Genomic DNA, 20,393 nt, shown 5'->3' with positions numbered 1-20,393 from the left:
ATGAAGTCTGGAGCTACGTGTCAAGTCCCGCAAGATCGTAAACCTTCTTTCGAAAAAGATGAGGATGGGACAGTTGCCAGTTTTTGAGAGCCTGGATCGGGGTGAGATGGCCTAAGGCCTTTTGGGGAATGTGATGATTGTACAGCTCGACATAGCGGTGCAGGGTGGTGTCCAGATCGGCGGTTGAATCGAAGTGATGGGTTTGCAACACCTCCTCGATGCGGCCATTGAAGCGTTCCACCAGGCCATTCGTTTGGGGCCGGCCCGGCGGAATCAGGCGATGTTCGATGCCTTGTTCAGTACAGAGGCGGTCAAACTCATGCGTCCCCGAGGACTGCCGAGTTCGGGTCAGGAAACGGTCGGTAAACTCCGAGCCGTTGTCGGTCAGGCATTTCTGGATGCGGAAAGGCGCGGCCTGAATCACCGCTTTGAGGAAGTCCTTTGCGCTTAAGGCGGTGCGGTTGGGCTTGAGGGCGACATAGACCCAGCGGGTGGCGCGGTCGATGGCGACGAACAGGTATCGGCGGGGTTCGCCGTCGATGGCGGGCAAGTACTTAACATCCAGGTGAAGGAAGCCGGGCTCATAGGCCTTGAAGGGTTTGACCTTCGCCTTCTCTGTAGGCGGAAGCAGGGTCTTGAGGGACGCCACCCCGTGGCGGCGCAGGCAGCGGTCTAGCCCGGAACGGGACACGGCGGGATTGAGAAATTCCCGGGTCACGGCCAGGAGATCACCCAAGGGGAGGAGCAGAGCTTGGCGGAGGTAGACCACGATGGCTTCCTGGGCGGGCGTGAGCGTGGTTCTGAGGGTGTGGGGCCGGTGTGAGGCATCTTCGACCGAGGAGCGGTGTTTCCACTTGCGGACGGTCGTTCGGCTAATGCCATGCTTTTGGGCCAAGGCGCGCTCGCTCAACGTGGACGCTTGAATGGCCTGCCGAACGGCCGGGGTGGTACGGGCGTTCTTATGAAGACGAATCTGCATGGAGAGAAACCTCACTTGGACGAACCGAATATCTCCTGGAGAAGGCTCCGGGCTTCGAACAGAGCATAACTCCTTCTCGGTAAATAATCACACGAGACGCGACAGCTACGTTAACCGGAAACCCACACCGGTTTTGCTGTGGATTGCCTTCGCCCCGCCTCCCGCTAAATGGAAGCCACCACCCGCCAACTGTAGACCGAGTTCCGGCGAGTTATCTATTAGGCCAAGGCTTACACCAATAGCTAGAAACTGCACGCAGCGGTCATCCCCATGAATCAACCTCGTCCTTTCCGGAAATCGGCGGACCGAACGGTTCACGTCGAGCGATGGAACAATACCTTACGCCAGAGTTAATCACTACCTAAAAATCAATCAGATGAAGAAACACGTCGAACTCGGGCGGACAAGGGGGCAACTGCGCCGCATCGCTCTCGATCACAATGCAGCCAGGGCATCGCGTAGGCTTCTTACCGGCACGATCTCCAAATTCTTGATGCCCCCTTTCGCGATATTCTTGACGGGCGCCAAGGCATGGGTGAACCCGTGTTTTGCAGCTTCCTTGAGCCGTTCCTCCCCGTTTTGGACCGGCCTGACCTCGCCGTTCAAGCCGAGTTCGCCGAATACCACCCAGTCCTTCGGAATCGGACGATCCCGGTAGCTGGATACGACTGCCAATGCCACTGCGAGATCGCCTGCGGTCTCGGTAAGACGCAAGCCGCCCACCATGTTGACGAAAACGTCCTGGTTGAACAGCGGAATTCCGCCGTGCCTATGGAGTATCGCCAGCAGCATGGCCAGGCGATTCTGCTCCATACCCACGGTCACTCGGCGCGGTGTCGGCGAATGGGATTCATCGACGAGCGCTTGGACTTCTGCCAGAAGCGGGCGGCTGCCTTCGCGCATCACCATCACAACACTGCCGGGCGCGTCTTCCTCGCCGCGCGACAGAAATAACGCCGAAGGATTACGGACCTCACGGAGCCCGGTTTCCGTCATGGCGAACACGCCGAGCTCGTTGACCGCGCCGAAGCGGTTCTTGAAGGCGCGAATAACCCGGAATCGGCTGCTCGAGTCGCCTTCGAAATACAGCACGGTATCCACCATGTGCTCCAACACCCGGGGCCCGGCCAGAGCACCTTCCTTGGTGACATGCCCCACCAGAAACACGGTCGTCGGCGTTTGCTTCGCGTAGCGGACCAGTTGCGCCGCGCATTCCCTCACCTGCGCCACGGAACCGGGCGCCGATTGCAGGACTTCGCTGAAAGTGGTTTGGATGGAATCGATGACTAAAACGTCCGGCCGAAGGTTCGACGCAACTGCCAGAATCCGCTCGAGCGAGGTCTCGGCGACGATTTGGACGCCTGTACAGGAAAGTTGCAAGCGCTTAGCGCGGAGGCTTACCTGCCGAATCGATTCTTCTCCGGTGACGTAAAGAACCCGCTGACGCTCGCTGAGCTTGGTAAGCGTCTGGAGCAAGAGCGTCGATTTGCCGATTCCAGGATCACCCCCGATCAGAATGGCGGAGCCGGTAACCAGGCCACCGCCCAAGACTCGGTCGAACTCTTCGATGCCGGTCGGTGTCCTCTGTATCTCTTCGGCTTCGACCTCCGCCAGCGAGACCGGAACGGCGCTTTCCGCGGCTCCCGCGTAGCCCGAAAACCTCGAAGTGGACGGTGCGACCCTATCCTCCACCCCTTCCACCATCGAGTTCCACGCCATGCAGGCCGGACACTGCCCCGACCATTTGGTTTGGGCGTGACCGCATTCCGTGCAGCGGAAAACGATCTTCCGGTCCTTGGTGCGGTTTACGGCCACGGCTTCGACCCGCTAACCAACGCGTTCACATCCTCGCGGAAATGCACCGTCACCGCATCGAAACCGATTTCCCGCATGGCGCTCAAGTTCGGTTCGAGGGGCATCACGTGATCGGGAGACTCGTCACTAAACAGGTGAACAATCCACTGCTCCAGTAGATCCACGCGGTTCAGTTCGGTAAACACACGGAAATACTGCTTCACCTCCTCCTGAGTCGCCCGCAGGTGAGCCAGCGAGTCGTCGAGTGCGTAGCGGTCGCCGTTGACGAATATCCCGCCCGGCTTTAGAACGCGAAAAATTTCTTCGAGGACGCGAGCGCGATAATCGTTCAGGAAATTGTGCAGCGTATAAGCCGAGGCGAGGATGTCCACGCTAGCCGACGGCAGCTCCCGAAGGTAAGACAAGGCGTCGTTCTCAAACAGCCGCAAGCGGCCCTGCGCGACGGCGTCGGCCAGATTCCGCCGTGCCTGATTGAGCATGGTCGGTTCGTTATCGACCGATGTGATCACCGTGTCGGGGCGGGCGTTGATGAGATTCAAGGTCGTCACCCCGGTACCGCAGCCGAGCTCCACGAGATTCAAGGACTCGGTCGGAAACCTGGGCGTCCAATTGGCCACGAATTCGCCGACTCGCCGGCTGATATCGGCCGCCGCCGGGCAAATCCGCTTCAGCATTTCGTATTCTTCCCCAATGGGGCCCGAAAATAATTTTTCTGCAGTCGCTTTGTTCATGATCGTTCTCTCATTACCTTCCAGCCCGTAAGACACCCTCCAGGTCTTTCGTGCCACCATCACGGCCGGTGGACGTCGAGGCTTCGCGCCTTCGGCTGATCGCCGCGCCGAAACCGTGCCCCGGATTGCCCCGACCGAAATTTGGGAGCCTCGGAAAACCGCATCCCGTCGGTCTTTCTCTCCACCGTGCCTGAACCCGCTTGGGCTCGGCTACCGTTTTCAACCGCCGAAGCGCCCGACAATGGCGGAGCAATCCCGCTCCAAACGAATCCACGAAGTTGCTAGAGCCGCGTTTTCGAGCTCAGTCGATAAATTGCCTATTTCGGCTCACGGCTGATAAACGATACGGTAAATCGCCCCCGCCTTGTCATCCGACACCAGTAGCGCACCATCCGGCATCTCCAAGAGGTCCACCGGGCGACCTAGCACTTCGCCGTTCGGCCGCAGCCAGCCTTCCGCGAAAACCTCGTCGGCCACGGGTTTTCCGCCGCGGAATTCGACCGTCACGATCCGATAACCGACGGGCGCGCTTCGATTCCAGGAGCCGTGTTGCGCGACGAAAAGTCGGCCGCGATATTCGGCCGGAAACTGCTTACCGGTATAAAAGCGCATGCCGAGCGGCGCGACATGGGCCGGATAAGTCCACGCCGGCGGCTCGAATTCGGCGCAAGACTTGCCCTTACCGAACGATGGATCCGCGATGTTCTTGCCGTGGCAATACGGAAAACCAAAATGAAGTCCCGGTTTCGGCACATGATTGAGTTCGTCGGGCGGACGATCGTCGCCGAGCCAGTCTCGTCCGTTATCGTTCATCCAAAGCTCCTTGGTTTCCGGATGCCAATCGAAACCGACGGTATTCCGGACGCCGCGCGCATAAATTTCGAAATTCGATCCGTCCTTGTCCAGTCGGGTCAGTGTCGCATAAATGTCCTTTTCGGAAAGGCAGACATTGCATGGTGCGCCAACCGGGACATAAAGTTTCCCGTCAGGCCCTACCCGCAGATATTTCCAGCCGTGGTGAACATCTTCGGGATAACGGTCGAAAACGACCTCCGGTTCCGGCGGATTCGACAACCGCGGCCCGATATCCCGGAACCTCAGGATACGTGGAATCTCGACGATATACAGATCGCCATCGGCGAACGCGACCCCGTTCGGCATGTTCAAGTTCGTGGCTAACACGTGGACCTGATCGGCCTTGCCGTCTCCATTCCCATCCCGCAACGCGTAAACACGACCTTCATCCATACTACCCACGTACACGGTCCCATCATCGCCCAAAGCCAGCGATCTGGCGTCCGGCGTCTTATCGGTGTAGAGCCCAATACGAAAGCCCGGTGGGAGCTTGATCTCCCCCAGTCTGACTTCAGCGCGGACGTTGCAGCAAACACTGGCGCCAAGCGCGAATACCGCGAACGTCAGCCAAGCATGTTTAGTTGAGCCCATACCTGTCCTCGTTGAGCCGAACGAACTAAGAGAAAGTTACGGTGAAAAGTGCGTCTACGGCAAACGACTTGATTTCTTAACGTTTTGCCTCCATCTATGGTAACACCCATGTCTTGATAGCAGGTGATCGATAACCATGCGCGTATTTCTCTTTCTGCTCACTAACGCCGCGGTGCTGCTGCTGATCAGTATCGTCTTCCACGTACTGGGACTCGGCGATTTTCTCAGCCAGCGCGGCGTTCATCTGAATCTCGACGGTCTGCTGGTGATGTCGGCCATCATCGGCATGAGCGGCTCGTTCATTTCGCTGATGATGTCCAAGTGGATGGCGAAACAGTCCATGCGCGTACACGTCATCGAGCAGCCGGCCAACCAGACCGAGCGTTGGCTGGTCGACACCGTCCGCCGCCAAGCACAACAAGCCGGCATCGGCATGCCCGAAGTGGGCATTTTCGATTCTCCGGACCCCAATGCGTTCGCGACCGGCATGAACAAGAACGATGCCCTGGTCGCCGTCAGCTCCGGTCTCTTGCGTCGCATGAACACCGACGAGGTCGAGGCCGTCTTGGGTCACGAAATCAGCCACGTGGCCAACGGCGACATGGTTACCCTGGGGCTCATTCAGGGCGTCGTCAACACGTTCGTCTACTTCTTCGCCTCCATTGCCGGGCATCTCATCGACCGGGTGGTGTTCCGCTCGGAAGACGACCGCGGCGGCTACGGACCGGCTTACTATTTGACACAAATCGTGGCGCAAGTATTCCTCTCCATTCTCGCGACCATGGTCGTCATGTGGTTTTCCCGCTGGCGCGAGTTCCGCGCCGATGCCGGCGGTGCGAGTCTCGCCGGTCGGCAGAAGATGATCGGGGCGCTGAGGGCCTTGCAGCGGACCCACGACCATCGAGATTTGCCGGGCGAGTTCGCGGCATTCGGAATCGACGGCGGTTTGGGCTACGGTTTCAAGAAGCTTTTCATGAGCCATCCGCCGCTGGAAGAACGCATCGCCGCTCTACAGAATCTCCGTTAACGAAAAGGCCCCTAATTCGCCCGCCCAAGGACTTCATCCAGGCGGGCTTTTTTTTCGATAGATGATGGGATTACAGCTATGAACGACGAGTGGTCGGCCTTTCTGAACGAAAACCCGGCGGATTCCGCCATGTCAGCACAGTCCAACCTTTCGGCTTTCTGCGGCTTGACCGACATCGGTGTGCTGCGGGTTTCCGGCAGCGACGCGATAACTTTCCTGCAAGGCCAATCGACCTGCGACATTGCCGGCCTAGAACCTGACAAACCCGGTCTCGGAGCGTTCTGCAATCCCAAGGGCCGAGTCATCGCGAGCTTTTGCATCTCGCGAAGAGGCGGCGACTACTATCTTTTCCTTCCGGCTGATTTGGTCGAAACGGCACACAAGCGCCTTAAGTTTTATGTGCTACGCTCCAAGGTTTCCATAGAAGATCTGACCGGGCGACAAGGATTCATCGGCCTATTCCGTCCTGATACCGATCTTCCCGACCTGTCCGCCCTTATCCAAGACGATGAGGCAATAATGGTCGACATCGGCCCGAGTCGCCGGCGCGTTCTGATCGCCGCGGAGATGGGATCGGCCAAACGAATCTGGCAAGCGCTAGCAGCTACGCCGGGCTACAGCCTCGTCAAATCTGATGCCTGGCACCTCCGAAATATCGAAGAAGGTCTCCCGAGCGTAACACAGGCCACCAGCGAAGAATTCCTTCCGCAAATGCTCAATCTCGATGTCCTTGGCGGCGTCAGCTATCGCAAGGGCTGTTACACCGGCCAGGAGATCATCGCGCGAACGCATTTCCTCGGAAACCTGAAGCGCCGAATGTTCCGCCTACGCACGCTCGACGAACGCCGGCCAGTGCCCGGCGATCCGCTCTATCGTGCAGGCGAAGCCGAAGGCCAGCGGCTTGGGCAAGTCGTTGCCGCAGCACCGGAAGAGGAGCGGGGCTTCCAGTTGCTGGCAGTCCTGCCTCTCGAGCGCACCCAAGATTCCGATATCCGGCTCTTTCGGCCCGACGGCCCCGCCGTCGAGTTTCTGGCATTACCCTATACTTTCGAGGTCCCATGAGGTTACGCGTATAGGGTTCTGCACAATGGATCTAAGAAACGAACAAGTTTTCCTCGATTACATCAAAGCGGCGATCGAGAACGACAAACTACAGCTACCCACCATTCCGGAGGTCGCCCTCAGAGTCCGCCAGACAATCAATAAGGACAACGCTTCGGATACCGAAATCGCGGAAACAATTTCTTCCGATCCAGCACTATCCGCACGGCTCCTGCAAATCGCCAACAGCCCGCTCTACAGGACCCGCCAAAAAATCGAAACCCTTCGGGCCGCCATCACCCGCCTCGGTCATAGAACTGTTCGGAACGTGGTGATGAACTTGGCGATGAAGCAGGTCTTCAAACCGTCTTCCCTGCTGTTGGAAAGCCGCTTCCACGAGATCTGGCAACATAGCCTCTCCGTTGCCGCCGTATGCCGAGCATTGGCAGTGCGCACCCGCCCCCTGGATCCGGACCAGGCCATGCTTGCCGGTCTCATTCACCAAATCGGCAAGCTGCCCATTCTGACGCTGGCGGAAAAGTTTCCCGAACTGCTGGAGGACGACGCAATCCTGGAAAACCATTTGGAAAATCTGCATACGCAGATCGGCAAAATCATCATGGAAACTTGGGCTCTCCCCGACAGCATGAGTCGTGCTGCCTGGGAATACAGAGACTTCCAGAGAGATGGTTCCACGCCGGATTATGTGGACCTTGTTCAGGTCGCCTACTTGGGAAGCGTCATGGGCACGAAAGCGGCACCCTCGGTCGATCTATCTCGCGTCCCCGCATTCACCAAGCTCGGACTCACGCCGGAAATCGAGATCTTGGAAATCGAAGGCGTCGCCGCCGAGGTCGAGGAGGCGCAGCAACTGTTTGCGTAGGCACAAAGTAAGTCGGCACTCCTTTGCCGACAAACCCGAAGGAGAGTGCGTAAACTCCTTTATCCGTCTGGGAGAAGGGCTCACGACGAACGGTAAGGTATTGATTCCGTTCGTTGTGAGCTTGTCGAACGCTCTCCTGAGCTCGTCGAAGGGCACTAACGGAATCCACGTGCTCAGAGCTTCCTTCACGTTGTTCCCGATTGCCGAATTGAGGCTGATCCGTAGCTCGAAGGCTTCGTTCAAGGACGATAAGGCGGTGCCGACTCCAGCCATTCGTGCCATACGGCCATGCCGACGGCCAGAATCACGGGCCCAACGAACAAACCTATGAAGCCGAAGCTGGCCAAACCGCCCAACACCCCGAACATCACGATCACGAACGGAATCTGCGTGGTGCGGCTGATCACGAGGGGGCGGATCAAGTTGTCGATCCAACTTACGACCAAGGCTCCCCAGAGAAACAATACGACTCCAGCCCAATAATCTCCGTTTAGGAGCAGCCACACGCTTGCGGAAACCCAAACCGCCACCGTGCCGAACGGGATCAACGCGAAAAACGTGGTGAATGCGGCGAGCATCACGGGCGCCCTGATGCCGACGATCCAATACCCGATCCCGGCCATGACACCTTGGGCGATGGCGGTCAGCACGATGCCGTAAACCACCGCCTTCACCGTAACTTCAGTCGTGGAAAGGTACTCGTCGGCCCGTTCGCCCAGAGCGAGCCGCAAGCCCTGGCGCACCTCGTAAATCAGCCGGTGTCCATCGCGGTAGACGAAAAACATCAAGAAGACGGTGAAGAAGAGCTTCGCCCCCAAGTACCCTACGCCTTCCAACATACCGACGACCCGCCCCGAAACTCGACTCAGCCAGGGCAGCAGATATCGGCGCATCAATCCCTGCAAGTCCTCGAACTGATCAAATATGAACTGAAGCTCAGCACCGAGAACAGGAACATTGCTTAACCATCCCGGTAACTCCGGCTTCTGTTCCAGCCAAGCAGGAAGACGCAGAAAAAACTCGACGATCTCGGCTTGAAGAACTACGGTCAATGCGATGAACGGGATGACCAGCAAGGTCCCGAAGAGCAGTGTCATGATGAGCGCGCTCAGGGCGTTGCGTCCTTCCAGCCAGCCGCTCAGCCGAACGTGGACAGGCCAGGTGGCGTAAACCAGAATCACCGCCCAGCCGATAGGCTCGAGGAATGCGCTCATGACCCGAAAGATCAAGAACACGAGTACGGTCAAAAAAAGGCCGAGCGTGATGAAGCGCAGAACTCTGTCGATGGTTAGTCTCCCTGACGCGATCGAAACGATGTCCTTATCCGTTAAGTCCGAACGTTTGGCTACAGCCATAAAACAAGAACAAACCGCCCGGTCGCGCCGAATTCAAAAAGGACTCATATAGCCGCCTTCTCGGCAAGAGACGCAGAAGCGCCGCTTTTCCCCGTCGAGTCGAAGCGCTGTCAATTCGCCCCCCCACAGGCAGCCGGTATCGATCCCGTAAACGCCGTCGCCCACATAAAACCCTAGCGTGGACCAGTGGCCGAAAACGATCTCCGCCCCGGCGCTCTTCCTCCCCGGCACCTTGAACCACGGCATGAGATGTGGCGGTTGCGTCCCAGGCGCGCCCTTCTCCTCAAAATCGGTTCGCCCGTACCGATCGCAGTACCGTAAGCGGGTGAAACTATTGGTGATGAAACGCAGCCGGTCCCAGCCTTTCAAACTCTCGGTCCACAGATCAGGCTGATCGCCATACATATGCCGGAACAGCTCGATGAAATCGTCGCCCTGCAAACAGCTCTCCACCTCCTTGGCATGGCGCTCGGCATCTTCCGTACTCCACTGAGGCGGTAAACCGGCATGGATCAGGTAAAATGTCCCCTCCCGATACAACAACGGACGATGACGCAACCAGTCGACGAGGCTGTCCCGATCGGGAGCGGTAAGGACATCGGCGAAGGTATCTTTGCGCTTTGTCCTCGACACACCGTACGCCACGGCAAGAAGATGCAAGTCGTGATTGCCCAGCACGGTGACGGCCGCGTCGCCCAAGGACCGGATAAACCTCAAGGTTTCCAGAGATTGCGGACCGCGGTTAACCAAATCCCCCGTGAACCAAAGCCGGTCTTGGGTCGGATCGAAGCGAATCCGATTGAGGAGATGCCGAAGCTCGGCGAAGCAGCCTTGTACGTCGCCGATCGCGTAGATCGCCATCGCTTAATGCAAGGTTCTGGGAATGGCCAGGGTGAACAACGGAATCTCGGCGTCGAAATGCTCGCCGTCATCGGCAACCATCTGGTATTCGCCGCGCATGGTGCCCACCGGCGTTTCGATCATAGCGGCACTGGTATAACGGAAAGACTCGCCCGGCAGAAGATGGGGCTGTTCCCCTACTACTCCTTCGCCGCGGACTTCCTGTACCTTTCCGTGCGCGTCGGTGATGATCCAATGGCGGGACAACAATTTCGCAGCCACCTGGCCTACATTGCGTATGGTGATCGTATACGCGAACACATAGCGGTTCGTCTCCGGGGAGGACTCCGCTTCCAGATAGTCGCTGACTGCGTCGATATCGATTCGATACTTGTTGTTCATAGTTTGATTAATGGTTGCGGACAAGTGTTTTTTGCCGATAGTTTAAACAGAAGAGCGTGCTTCGAGCATCCTAGGTATCGTTCAACGTGCCCGATCGCCAGCGCCAGGCGCACATCCGGTGGAACACTTCCGCGGATGCATTCAGTTGATCTCATCGGGTACGCACCTGCATCAGTCATGCTTTTTGCCTGAACAAGTTTCCGATATGTTAAAAAAAGCCATGTTCGCCCTCGCCCTGCTTGCGTCGGTAGCCGATCCGCGAGCGGAAGACATCAATCACGCCTTGTTCGCGGTAGCCGCCGCCGGCCAAGTGGAACGGCTGGATTCGCTGCTTGCGCAGGGGGCAGACGTGAACGGCAGGAACGGAGCCGGCCGAACGCCACTCATAGCAGCCGCGTTTTCGGGTAACGTACGGGTCATCCGAAAGCTTCTGGCTTTCGGCGCGGATCCTAATGCGGCGGATCAACGCGGCGTGACCGCCCTCATGGAGGCTGCCGCGCAAGGCTACGAGGAAGCAGTCAAGGTGCTGATCGCCGGTGGGGCGGAGGTTTCCGCGAAGGACCACTCGGGCCTCACCTCGGTCGATCGAGCGAATAAAGCTGGACATATGCGAATTGCGGCGTTACTGGAACAGGCGGCAACGGTCAAGCCTCTGTCCGAAAACGCAGCGGACAACGGAATAACTACGAATAGGAATCCGGACGACGTCAAGAACTAAACGGACAGAAACTTAAGAGGACAGGAACGTGCACATTCATATTTTGGGCATCTGCGGAACATTCATGGGTGGTTTGGCGATCATGGCCAAACAAATGGGCCATCACGTCACCGGCTCGGATCAGAACGTTTACCCCCCCATGAGCACCCAGCTTGAGGAGCAAGGGATTGCGCTCATGAAAGGCTATAGCCCGGCTAATTTGGATCCGGCGCCTGACCTGGTCGTCGTGGGTAATGCCATTTCCCGTGGCAATCCGGAAATCGAAGCAGTGCTCAACCGTGGGCTCGCTTATACTTCCGGGCCGCAGTGGCTTTATTGCTATGTGCTAAAGAACACCTGGGTACTGGCTGTGGCTGGGACGCACGGCAAGACCACCACATCGAGCATGCTCGCCTGGATTCTGGAAAGTGCAGGGCTGAAGCCCGGGTTTCTGGTCGGCGGTGTTCCGCTCAATTTCGGCGTGTCGGCTCGACTGGGCGACGGTCGGTTTTTCGTCGTCGAGGCGGACGAATACGACACTGCTTTCTTCGACAAGCGATCCAAGTTCGTCCATTACCGACCGCGCACCGCGATCCTCAATAACCTGGAATTCGACCACGCCGATATTTTTCCCGACCTGGCCGCAATCCAACGGCAATTTCATCATTTGGTACGCAGCATACCGGGAAACGGTCTCGTTATAGCGCCCGAGACCGACGAGACTTTGACCGAAGTGCTGCGAATGGGCTGCTGGACTCCGGTCGAGAAAACGACGCTCGAGGAAACCTCTGAAAACGCCGTGTGGCGCGCCGAAATACTGACACCCGACGGTGGCCGTTTTCAGCTTTTCCACCGGGGGCAGCCTAGCGGTATCGTGGAGTGGGGCTTGACCGGCCGCCACAACGTCATGAATGCCCTTTCGGCCATTGCCGCGGCCCACCACGCCGGCGTCAGCCCTGAGGAAGCCGCAGCCGCATTGAGCTCGTTCAAGAACGTCAAACGACGGCTGGAAGTACTCGCCTGCATCGACGGAATCACGCTGTACGACGACTTCGCCCATCATCCCACCGCAATCGCCACGACACTCCAAGGTCTACGCGCGCGTGTCAACAGCGCCCGCATCATCGCCGTGCTCGAACCGCGATCGAATACCATGCGCATGGGCGTTCACGCCGACACAATCGCCGATTCGCTGAAAGCCGCCGACAAGTCCATCATTTTCCAGCCGGACGATCTCGGTTGGGATGCCGAACAGGCGATCAAGGGCGCCGAAAGCGTCACTGTCTGTCGTTCGCTGGATTCCATCGTGGAACTGTTGGCGAAGGACGCCCGCCCTGGCGATCACCTGGTTTTCATGAGCAACGGCAGCTTCGGCGGAATTCACAAGAAGGTCGAAGACGCGTTGCGGCGGGGCTGATCGGCAAGGCTAATCCAACGCAGCGATAGATTCATCTCGATCGCCAGCTTCAGTGCGTGGAACACCGGCTAAGGATAAGTTATGTAGAAATCCGTACCGGCATTACGCCGTGCGAACGACGCCAGATATCGATAATTGCCTATTGAGTGACGCTAGTGCTTTGGCGGCTAAGGGGTTTGTGGAACCACGTCTCTCGGTGGCGGCTTTGGCTTTTCTTCGTGCCGTGCTGGATTCGCCCTTGGGGCTTACCATCGTTGAGCGACGAATGACCAAAGGTCGAGCAATTGTGCACACAACACAAATTGAGCGGCAATGCAGTCCGGGATACCTGGATTGCCGCGGCAACGCAAAGCCGACATTTGCACCTGGTCACTTTCGACCAAGGCTTTCGTGAGTTGCTCAAACCCTGCATGGTGACGGTTCCTATAACGTGAGGTATCAAGTACACAATGCGTTCGGTGCGTGCCCCACATGGCTTGTGGGTCCGCAATTCCTGACCGCCGGGTGCCTTTCTGGAATGAATGCACGTAAGACGAATCAGCAGGACAAACGATTAACAGCGACGCGGTCCCTTCAGGGCGTGCCTCACATTCCAATCGACGAAAGCCATCCCTGGCTTTGGTCGCAGGCTAAACGTCGTTTATCTTGCACCAGGCCGTCAGCGAACTGGTATGCAACCAACGACGCAAAAAATGCAGGACAGGGATTATGCAGCATGACCCGCACCGTCCTCGATACATGGCTCGTCAGCTGGCATTTCTTTGCCGACACCTTGTATGTGAGGGCAAGTGACCTTAAGCAAGCTTTGATTACGCCCTCTGTCGCCGGGACAAGCCGGTGGAGCGAGACACGACGCGCTGAGTGGGCAAACCGGCGATACGCTGTCCGGAACTCGCACGCGAAATGGGTCAGCGTAGCACGGCGAGTTCGTTTTACTCACATTATCCCTGAGGTTCGCCCTTCGGGCCGTACTTCGAAGCTTCCCGTTCGCTCCCGGCAAACGGGTGCATACCCGAGCACCGCTTACGGTTCAGCGCAGCGAAAGTGTGAAGTAATTGGGTCGAGTGAACACTTATGTGTTAACCCAAGCTGTTTGCCTCGCTGCGAAGCGTCCCCGAGCTTCCTCAAGCAGCGAAGTTGGATCGTTTTCGGTCTTCTTTAGGATTAGCCAAAAATTGGACGCAATGAAGCAAACATCCGTTGTCATCGTTAACTTCAATGCAGGCAAGTTCCTTTCCGAATGCGTGCGGTCGGTACTCGCGTCCACCGAACCGGTGGAAGTCATCGTTGTCGACAACCGATCTTCCGACAACAGCATCGATCAGTTGCGGCGAGACTTCCCGACCGAGCAACGCTTAAGGCTAATCGAGAACCAGGAGAATCTCGGCTTCGCCAAGGCAAACAATATCGCCCTGCCCTTTGCGCAAGGCGATTACATTCTGTTCCTTAATCCGGACTGTCTTATTGGGCCTGATACGCTTGCCAAAATGCGGGCCGTTATGGAAAAGCATCCGCAGGCAGGGATGGCCGGCTGCCTGATCCGCAACGCCGATGGCAGCGAACAGGCGGGCTGCCGGCGTAACGTACCGACACCGTGGCGTACTTTCGTTCGGCTCAGCCATCTCGACAAGTTGTCGAAGTACCACCCAAAACTGGACAGCTTTATCCAGACGGATGCTCCCCTGCCCGCCGGGCCGGTCGAGATCGAGGCCATCTCCGGCGCGTTCATGTTAGTGCGTCGCAGCGCCATGGAGAAAGTCGGCCCTTTGGACGAAGGCTATTTCATGCACTGCGAGGACTTGGACTGGTGCATGCGATTCCGACAAGCCGGATTCCCGATACTCTTCGTACCCGACGTCGAAATCCTACACGTCGGCGGCGTTTGTAGTGCCTCACGTCCGGCTCTGGTCGAATACTACAAACATAAAGGAATGGTCCGCTTTTACAGAAAGTTTTTCCGCCACCAGTATCCGGCCGGCCTTATGTGGCTGGTCATGGCGGGCATCGTCCTTCGATATCTCACAAAATCGCTTGGTGTCATGATCCTTTCGAAAAAGAAAGCCGACGGTATCGATCCGACTCAGGCAAGCTCCACCCATGAACCCCCAGTGGAAACCAAAACAACTAACAAGCCGTGCCCATCGTCTACCAAGAGCGCCTACCCCCACTCGACCGAATCCGCCGAGCATGTTGTTCCCACCCGGCGGGTCATCGTCACCGGAGCCACCAGCTTGATCGGCGATTTCCTGCTGCCCGCCTTGGTTCGAGCCGGCTTCGAAGTCCACGCCATCAGCCGAAAACCGCCGACACTGAGACCTCATCGACACACTGTTTGGCACAAACTAGATGTCGGAACCGGCGGATTGGCCGAGACTTACGGAGCCGATGTATTGATCCATTTAGCCCCTTTATGGACCTTGCCCCCTTTATTGAACAGTCTCGCCGAAGGCAATATTAAGCGCATCCTCGCCTTCAGCTCGACCAGCCTCTTCACCAAAGAGAACTCCGGCTCCGAGCGAGAGCGCCAGATGGTCGCCAATCTGAAGAAAGCTGAGGAAAATCTTCAATCGTTTTGCACTGAGCGGAACATCGACTGGACGATTTTCCGTCCCACGATGGTCTACAGCTTGGGAAGGGATAGAAACGTCACCACCATCGCCCGGTTCATCAAGCGATTCCGGTTCTTTCCATTGGTCGGAACCGGAAATGGCCTACGTCAACCTGTTCACGCGGAAGATTTAGCCTTAGCCTGCCTCAATGCGGTCGACAATCCCAGGACATTCAACAAGTCTTACAACCTGAGCGGCGGCGAAGTTCTCACCTATAGGGAGATGGTCAATCGTATATCCGCGCATCTTGGAACGAGATGCAAAATCATCCATATACCCCTACCGCTTATGAGATTTGCCTTAGGTTGGTTATCCAATCTTCCCGGTTATCGAAAAGTAACACCGGAAGCCGCAAATCGAATCAATTTCGATATGTGTTTTGATCATTCCGATGCAACGACTGATATTAGCTTCAGACCTCGAAGATTCATTTCTTAAATAACTACCATTGAAAATCCTGATTCTTGATTAGCTTTAGCCAAGCAAAATTGCCACTCGGGTCGAGGCTCGACCAACGCGGCAGCGCGCCGATCGTTAAAACAGGGTTTTAAGACACGATTACGCAAGACCATCGTGAGTAATGGATTCTTCGTGAGGTGAACGAAATAGTCATCACGCAAGCCGCGGAGTTTATGAAGGTATGGCCGGTTCGGCTTGCCACGTGGCCGAGCCGAAGCTAATCCCGTTAGGCACAGCCCAAATGATCTCCCGGTCATCAGCCGTATTTGCGACCGTTTAAGACCATTTTTCTGAAAATCCTACTGAAATGGCTCGTCACGGTTTCTTGAAATAACTCGGTATCCTTAATGCGAACCTATACGTTAACTACAGCCTTAAACGTCGCCTGGTCCGATATAAAAGCAGCAACAAAACGCTATTCCTTGGTTGGAATGTTAGGATGGCAGGATGTGCGCCAACGTTACCGCCGATCTTTCCTGGGGCCATTCTGGCTTACCGTCAGCATGGCAGTAATGATCGGCACAATTGGCGTTGTATTCGGGCAAATCTTTAGCTCTCCTATGACAGAGTTTCTGCCATTTCTTGCAGCTGGCATAATATTTTGGGGATTTATGTCTTCAATTATAAACGAGGGATGTACCAGCTTTATTTCTGCTGAAGCGATTATCAAACAACTTCCCTTTCCGTTGTTTGTGCATATTTTACGAATGGTTTGGCGTAACATATTACTTCTTGCACATAATTTCGTGATTTTTCCTCTGGCGCTTCTCGTCGTCGGTAAACCCTTAAATTGGTTGGCACTCATTAGTATTCCCGGCTTCTTGCTAGTGATCATCAACTTGACTTGGGTCGCGCTGATACTATCGGTCCTCTGTACGAGATATCGTGATCTTCCACAAATGGTCGGAAATCTGCTTCAGGTTCTCTTCTATTTAACACCCGTTATATGGATGCCTACTCTCCTACCGAAGCGAGCGGGGCTTTTTTTTCTCGACGCCAATCCGGCTTATCATTTGCTTGAACTCATTCGCTCCCCTTTGCTAGGACAAATGCCATCCCTAACGAATTGGGTCGTATCGCTTGCGTTAGCATTCGCCGGATGGAGTATAGCGTTGGCAATTTATGGGCGCTTTAAGTGCCGCATCGCCTACTGGCTATAAATAGGAAGAATATTCAATATGGCATTCGTTGAATTTCGTAATGTTTGCGTTGATTTTCCGATATACAACGCAAATGGAAGATCATTAAAAAACCGCTTATTCCAAGTTGCGACAGGTGGGCAAATCGGCGCGAATCAACAAGGGCTTGTTGTCGTCCGAGCCTTGGAAAATCTGAGCTTTACGCTCAGAGACGGTGAGCGCGTTGGACTACTCGGCCATAACGGTGCGGGCAAAACAACGCTACTTCGTGTTCTCAGCGGTGTTTACGAGCCCTCGTCGGGAAGCGCTCGCATAGAAGGAGAAGTCGGGTCATTAATAGCCATTTCCCTTGGCATCGACCCCGAAGCCACAGGCAGAGAAAATATCTATCTACGCGGTGGCATGCTTGGAATCAGCAGAGCCGAAATTAACAGGCAAATCGACGACATAATAGAATTTTCCGAGTTGGGCAACTTCATCGATCTTCCGGTGCGCACCTATTCGTCGGGGATGCACCTTCGATTGGCGTTCGCTGTGTCCACGATTCTTCGCCCGGATATTCTCCTGATGGACGAATGGCTCTCAGTGGGGGATGAAAGTTTCAAACACAAAGCAGAAAAGCGTATGAAGGAGCTGGTTCAGGCTACCAACATACTTGTATTAGCCAGCCATTCACGCGACCTGATTTTACATACCTGCAATCGCGTCATTTGGCTCGACCATGGAAGGATTCGCATGGATGGTGATCCCATCGTCGTCACGAAAGCTTATTTCGGGAAATAATAACGCCTATGAATATGAACATTACAAAATCGGATATGAAAGCGGCTCAATTCGAGAAATTTCCTTCTCTAGAGGCGTTATTATGTGATGAGCTGGATCCTCTTTTCGCAAGACCGGATCTTCTCGACAAAACCAGCGCCTGGTTTGGTCACATCCCCTTCGCTCACTGGATAATCAGGGTTACGCGTCCGAGGATACTGGTCGAACTAGGAACGTACGCAGGAGTTTCTTACTCGGCCTTTTGTGCGGCGGTGATCAAGGAGAAAACTCAAACGCGATGCTATGTGTCGCGTCTCGTGTGATTATTTACCGAGAAGGAGTTATGCTCTGTTTGAAGCCCGGAGCCTTCTCCAGGAGATATTCGGTTCGTCCAAGTGAGGTTTCTCTCCATGCAGATTCGTCTTCATAAGAACGCCCGTACCACCCCGGCCGTTCGGCAGGCCATTCAAGCGTCCACGTTGAGCGAGCGCGCCTTGGCCCAAAAGCATGGCATTAGCCGAACGACCGTCCGCAAGTGGAAACACCGCTCCTCGGTCGAAGATGCCTCACACCGGCCCCACACCCTCAGAACCACGCTCACGCCCGCCCAGGAAGCCATCGTGGTCTACCTCCGCCAAGCTCTGCTCCTCCCCTTGGATGATCTCCTGGCCGTGACCCGGGAATTTCTCAATCCCGCCGTGTCCCGTTCCGGGCTAGACCGCTGCCTGCGCCGCCACGGGGTGGCGTCCCTCAAGACCCTGCTTCCGCCTACAGAGAAGGCGAAGGTCAAACCCTTCAAGGCCTATGAGCCCGGCTTCCTTCACCTGGATGTTAAGTACTTGCCCGCCATCGACGGCGAACCCCGCCGATACCTGTTCGTCGCCATTGACCGTGCCACCCGCTGGGTCTATGTCGCCCTCAAGCCCAACCGCTCCGCCTTAAGCGCAAAGGACTTCCTCAAAGCGGTGATTCAGGCCGCGCCTTTCCGCATCCAGAAATGCCTGACCGACAACGGCTCGGAGTTTACCGACCGTTTCCTGACCCGAACTCGGCAGCCCTCGGGGACGCATGAGTTTGACCGCCTCTGTACTGAACAAGGCATCGAACATCGCCTGATTCCGCCGGGCCGGCCCCAAACGAATGGCCTGGTGGAACGCTTCAATGGCCGCATCGAGGAGGTGTTGCAAACCCATCACTTCGATTCAACCGCCGATCTGGAAACGACCTTGCACCGCTATGTCGAGCTGTACAATCATCACATTCCCCAAAAGGCCTTAGGCCATCTCACCCCGATCCAGGCTCTCAAAAACTGGCAACTGTCCCATCCTCATCTTTTTCGAAAGAAGGTTTACGATCTTGCGGGACTTGACATGCTATGCCGTGGATACGTGGATGGGCGATGAACACGCAGGTTGGTATGGCAACGAAATATTCGATGAACTAAAAAACTTCAACGACAAACGGTATGGCCATTCCCATTGCGATGACCGGGCATATACGCTAGACTCTTGGCCCTTCATCAGGGACTCGATTCCCGCGCCGAACAGGATCGAGATCGATCAATACGAAATTTTCAATGCTTCTCGTAGAGTAGCTCGGCGTCTTGCCGATTTCTTGTGCCTGGATGCCTTATTTGGCGAGGGCCTTGCCAGCGCCGTCGAAAACGATCGCTGGGAAGAGACTCTTGAACTGCAAAAAACTCCGTAAACTGCTATCTAGAGGGGCGGGATGGGCCGATGAGGAAATCGAGTATTTCAGAACGGTTTGTGGGCCCGTCATGTGGGATTATGGATATGACGAGAACTATTATTTTCGTGATTTATCGAAAACTCTATAAGTAGGGAGAGCGCATCGCTCTTAAACTCTGAACGAGGCTTAGAAATAGCCCTGCCCCTTCAGTGGCAATCGTTTTCACGGCTTAGTCCATCTAGGCGTTTCCCTGTCGTTTAGACACACTAGTGTTTAACACTAATCATTGAATACAAAAATTTAAGCAAAACATTTTGTTATGTAAAATTTGTGAATCGTTTATTTTTACAATTAAGCACTAGTTAAGCTGCCTGAACCATAAATAAAAATTGCTGTCCGTCAGGACTATAGGATTACTATGTCAAAGCACCATGTAATCATATCCGGTACTGGTCGTTCCGGAACAACATTCTTGATTCAATTATTTACAGCCTTAGGCTTCGATACTGGCTTCTCTGACCTTACCTCAGCAGTACACTCAAACTGCAATGCGGGCATGGAATGGGATATTCGCCGGGCAAATGCTCCTTACATAATAAAAAGCCCCTGGCTATGTGATTATCTGGATGACGTGTTAGGGAGTACAAACATTGTTATCGACCACGCGATTATCCCCATAAGGCATCTCTACTCAGCCGCTGAGAGTCGCAGGGATGTGGCCCGGAGAACTGATCCCAGTCTTTATTCAGGCAACATTCCCGGAGGTCTTTGGCACGCAAGTAACCCACAACAACAGGAATCCGTTCTGGCAGAACAACTATACAAGATTATTTACACAATTGCGAAACGGGATATCCCTGTAACGCTATTATATTTTCCGAGGTTTATCTACGAGGAGGAATATCTTTACAGAAAGATTGTGCCTATCTTGAATGGGATAAAGTACGAAAGATATTTAGAAGTATTCAAGCAAGTGGCGCGACCGGAACTCGTACATGACTTCCGCCTAGAGCGTACAGGAGAGATGGCGTTAGCACAGTGAGCAGATCAAAAAGAGGAATAAGAATAAGTACTGACAACCTACACTTGCGCCTAACAATGG

The 20,393-nt window shown here is 55.4% G+C and carries 18 protein-coding genes; 11 read left to right on the top strand and 7 right to left on the bottom strand.

The annotated features are described in order from the left end of the window. Positions 1-13: 13 nt before the first annotated feature. The 4 genes from QEN43_RS02765 to QEN43_RS02750 all read right to left on the bottom strand — a co-directional run bounded on the left by QEN43_RS02765 (position 14) and on the right by QEN43_RS02750 (position 4,971). Entirely contained in the window at positions 14-979 is a 966-nt protein-coding gene (locus tag QEN43_RS02765) for an IS481 family transposase (RefSeq protein WP_317963682.1), read from the bottom strand. A gap of 435 nt (positions 980-1,414) precedes the next feature. Beyond that, complete coding sequence (radA, locus tag QEN43_RS02760) at positions 1,415-2,794, bottom strand: DNA repair protein RadA (RefSeq protein ID WP_317963681.1); 1,380 nt, start codon at positions 2,792-2,794, stop codon at positions 1,415-1,417. After that, on the bottom strand, positions 2,785-3,525 hold the full coding sequence (locus QEN43_RS02755) for a class I SAM-dependent methyltransferase (protein WP_026610279.1): 741 nt from the start codon (positions 3,523-3,525) through the stop codon (positions 2,785-2,787). The genes radA and QEN43_RS02755 overlap by 10 nt, the downstream gene beginning before the upstream one ends. 327 nt (positions 3,526-3,852) lie before the next feature. After that, positions 3,853-4,971, bottom strand: coding sequence for a PQQ-dependent sugar dehydrogenase (locus tag QEN43_RS02750; protein ID WP_026610278.1), 1,119 nt, complete (start codon positions 4,969-4,971; stop codon positions 3,853-3,855). Positions 4,972-5,107: 136 nt separating this feature from the next. Between QEN43_RS02750 and htpX the strand changes: the two genes are divergently transcribed. From htpX to QEN43_RS02735, 3 genes are all read left to right on the top strand, one after another. Beyond that, complete coding sequence (gene htpX, locus QEN43_RS02745; RefSeq protein WP_026610277.1) at positions 5,108-5,998, top strand: protease HtpX; 891 nt, start codon at positions 5,108-5,110, stop codon at positions 5,996-5,998. A gap of 78 nt (positions 5,999-6,076) precedes the next feature. After that, a complete protein-coding gene (ygfZ, locus tag QEN43_RS02740; protein WP_051331621.1) occupies positions 6,077-7,060 on the top strand; it encodes a CAF17-like 4Fe-4S cluster assembly/insertion protein YgfZ in 984 nt (327 codons plus the stop codon). A 25-nt stretch (positions 7,061-7,085) separates the two neighbouring features. Further along, positions 7,086-7,922 carry an HDOD domain-containing protein gene (locus tag QEN43_RS02735; protein WP_026610276.1) on the top strand — a complete coding sequence of 279 codons (837 nt, stop codon included), beginning with the start codon at positions 7,086-7,088 and terminating at the stop codon, positions 7,920-7,922. A gap of 239 nt (positions 7,923-8,161) precedes the next feature. Here the strand turns inward: QEN43_RS02735 and QEN43_RS02730 are convergent, their stop codons facing one another. Genes QEN43_RS02730 through apaG form a run of 3 tightly spaced genes read right to left on the bottom strand, consistent with a single transcriptional unit; the run spans position 8,162 to position 10,519 of the window. After that, complete coding sequence (locus tag QEN43_RS02730) at positions 8,162-9,277, bottom strand: AI-2E family transporter (RefSeq protein WP_317963680.1); 1,116 nt, start codon at positions 9,275-9,277, stop codon at positions 8,162-8,164. A gap of 33 nt (positions 9,278-9,310) precedes the next feature. Beyond that, positions 9,311-10,138, bottom strand: coding sequence for a symmetrical bis(5'-nucleosyl)-tetraphosphatase (locus QEN43_RS02725; protein ID WP_317963679.1), 828 nt, complete (start codon positions 10,136-10,138; stop codon positions 9,311-9,313). A 3-nt stretch (positions 10,139-10,141) separates the two neighbouring features. After that, a complete protein-coding gene (gene apaG, locus QEN43_RS02720; protein WP_026610274.1) occupies positions 10,142-10,519 on the bottom strand; it encodes a Co2+/Mg2+ efflux protein ApaG in 378 nt (125 codons plus the stop codon). Positions 10,520-10,724: 205 nt separating this feature from the next. Here apaG and QEN43_RS02715 point away from each other — a divergent pair, with 205 nt between their 5' ends. The 8 genes from QEN43_RS02715 to QEN43_RS02680 all read left to right on the top strand — a co-directional run bounded on the left by QEN43_RS02715 (position 10,725) and on the right by QEN43_RS02680 (position 20,333). Continuing rightward, positions 10,725-11,237, top strand: a complete 513-nt coding sequence (locus QEN43_RS02715; protein WP_051331619.1) for an ankyrin repeat domain-containing protein — start codon at positions 10,725-10,727, stop codon at positions 11,235-11,237. Positions 11,238-11,265: 28 nt separating this feature from the next. Beyond that, positions 11,266-12,633, top strand: a complete 1,368-nt coding sequence (mpl, locus tag QEN43_RS02710; protein WP_026610273.1) for a UDP-N-acetylmuramate:L-alanyl-gamma-D-glutamyl-meso-diaminopimelate ligase — start codon at positions 11,266-11,268, stop codon at positions 12,631-12,633. Between the two features lie 1,184 nt (positions 12,634-13,817). Then, positions 13,818-15,680 carry a glycosyltransferase gene (locus QEN43_RS02705; RefSeq protein ID WP_202901103.1) on the top strand — a complete coding sequence of 621 codons (1,863 nt, stop codon included), beginning with the start codon at positions 13,818-13,820 and terminating at the stop codon, positions 15,678-15,680. Positions 15,681-16,048: 368 nt separating this feature from the next. Further along, positions 16,049-16,861, top strand: a complete 813-nt coding sequence (locus QEN43_RS02700) for an ABC transporter permease (RefSeq protein WP_026610272.1) — start codon at positions 16,049-16,051, stop codon at positions 16,859-16,861. A gap of 18 nt (positions 16,862-16,879) precedes the next feature. Continuing rightward, complete coding sequence (locus tag QEN43_RS02695; protein WP_026610271.1) at positions 16,880-17,623, top strand: ABC transporter ATP-binding protein; 744 nt, start codon at positions 16,880-16,882, stop codon at positions 17,621-17,623. Between the two features lie 389 nt (positions 17,624-18,012). Then, positions 18,013-19,005, top strand: a complete 993-nt coding sequence (locus QEN43_RS02690; protein ID WP_317963678.1) for an IS481 family transposase — start codon at positions 18,013-18,015, stop codon at positions 19,003-19,005. Further along, entirely contained in the window at positions 18,995-19,309 is a 315-nt protein-coding gene (locus QEN43_RS02685; protein WP_317963677.1) for a hypothetical protein, read from the top strand. Before QEN43_RS02690 ends, QEN43_RS02685 begins: the two co-directional genes overlap by 11 nt. Positions 19,310-19,709: 400 nt before the next feature. Beyond that, complete coding sequence (locus QEN43_RS02680) at positions 19,710-20,333, top strand: hypothetical protein (protein ID WP_317963676.1); 624 nt, start codon at positions 19,710-19,712, stop codon at positions 20,331-20,333. Positions 20,334-20,393: the final 60 nt, after the last annotated feature.

Origin of the sequence: Methylocaldum szegediense, from assembly GCF_949769195.1 — a bacterium.
Taxonomy (GTDB): Bacteria; Pseudomonadota; Gammaproteobacteria; order Methylococcales; family Methylococcaceae; genus Methylocaldum; species Methylocaldum szegediense.
Note: the sequence above shows the minus strand (reverse complement) of the source record. Positions and strands in the feature narration are given on the sequence as shown.

Excerpts from the sequence above, each read along its gene's own strand:
- QEN43_RS02750 (WP_026610278.1), bottom strand. The coding sequence starts at position 4,971 with ATGGGCTCAACTAAACATGCTTGGCTGACGTTCGCGGTATTCGCGCTT.
- QEN43_RS02680 (WP_317963676.1), top strand. The coding sequence starts at position 19,710 with ATGTCAAAGCACCATGTAATCATATCCGGTACTGGTCGTTCCGGAACA.
- htpX (WP_026610277.1), top strand. The coding sequence starts at position 5,108 with ATGCGCGTATTTCTCTTTCTGCTCACTAACGCCGCGGTGCTGCTGCTG.
- QEN43_RS02765 (WP_317963682.1), bottom strand. The coding sequence starts at position 979 with ATGCAGATTCGTCTTCATAAGAACGCCCGTACCACCCCGGCCGTTCGG.
- QEN43_RS02730 (WP_317963680.1), bottom strand. The coding sequence starts at position 9,277 with ATGGCTGTAGCCAAACGTTCGGACTTAACGGATAAGGACATCGTTTCG.
- ygfZ (WP_051331621.1), top strand. The coding sequence starts at position 6,077 with ATGAACGACGAGTGGTCGGCCTTTCTGAACGAAAACCCGGCGGATTCC.
- QEN43_RS02735 (WP_026610276.1), top strand. The coding sequence starts at position 7,086 with ATGGATCTAAGAAACGAACAAGTTTTCCTCGATTACATCAAAGCGGCG.
- QEN43_RS02695 (WP_026610271.1), top strand. The coding sequence starts at position 16,880 with ATGGCATTCGTTGAATTTCGTAATGTTTGCGTTGATTTTCCGATATAC.
- QEN43_RS02685 (WP_317963677.1), top strand. The coding sequence starts at position 18,995 with ATGGGCGATGAACACGCAGGTTGGTATGGCAACGAAATATTCGATGAA.
- QEN43_RS02705 (WP_202901103.1), top strand. The coding sequence starts at position 13,818 with ATGAAGCAAACATCCGTTGTCATCGTTAACTTCAATGCAGGCAAGTTC.
- QEN43_RS02725 (WP_317963679.1), bottom strand. The coding sequence starts at position 10,138 with ATGGCGATCTACGCGATCGGCGACGTACAAGGCTGCTTCGCCGAGCTT.
- QEN43_RS02700 (WP_026610272.1), top strand. The coding sequence starts at position 16,049 with ATGCGAACCTATACGTTAACTACAGCCTTAAACGTCGCCTGGTCCGAT.
- QEN43_RS02690 (WP_317963678.1), top strand. The coding sequence starts at position 18,013 with ATGCAGATTCGTCTTCATAAGAACGCCCGTACCACCCCGGCCGTTCGG.
- QEN43_RS02715 (WP_051331619.1), top strand. The coding sequence starts at position 10,725 with ATGTTAAAAAAAGCCATGTTCGCCCTCGCCCTGCTTGCGTCGGTAGCC.
- QEN43_RS02755 (WP_026610279.1), bottom strand. The coding sequence starts at position 3,525 with ATGAACAAAGCGACTGCAGAAAAATTATTTTCGGGCCCCATTGGGGAA.
- apaG (WP_026610274.1), bottom strand. The coding sequence starts at position 10,519 with ATGAACAACAAGTATCGAATCGATATCGACGCAGTCAGCGACTATCTG.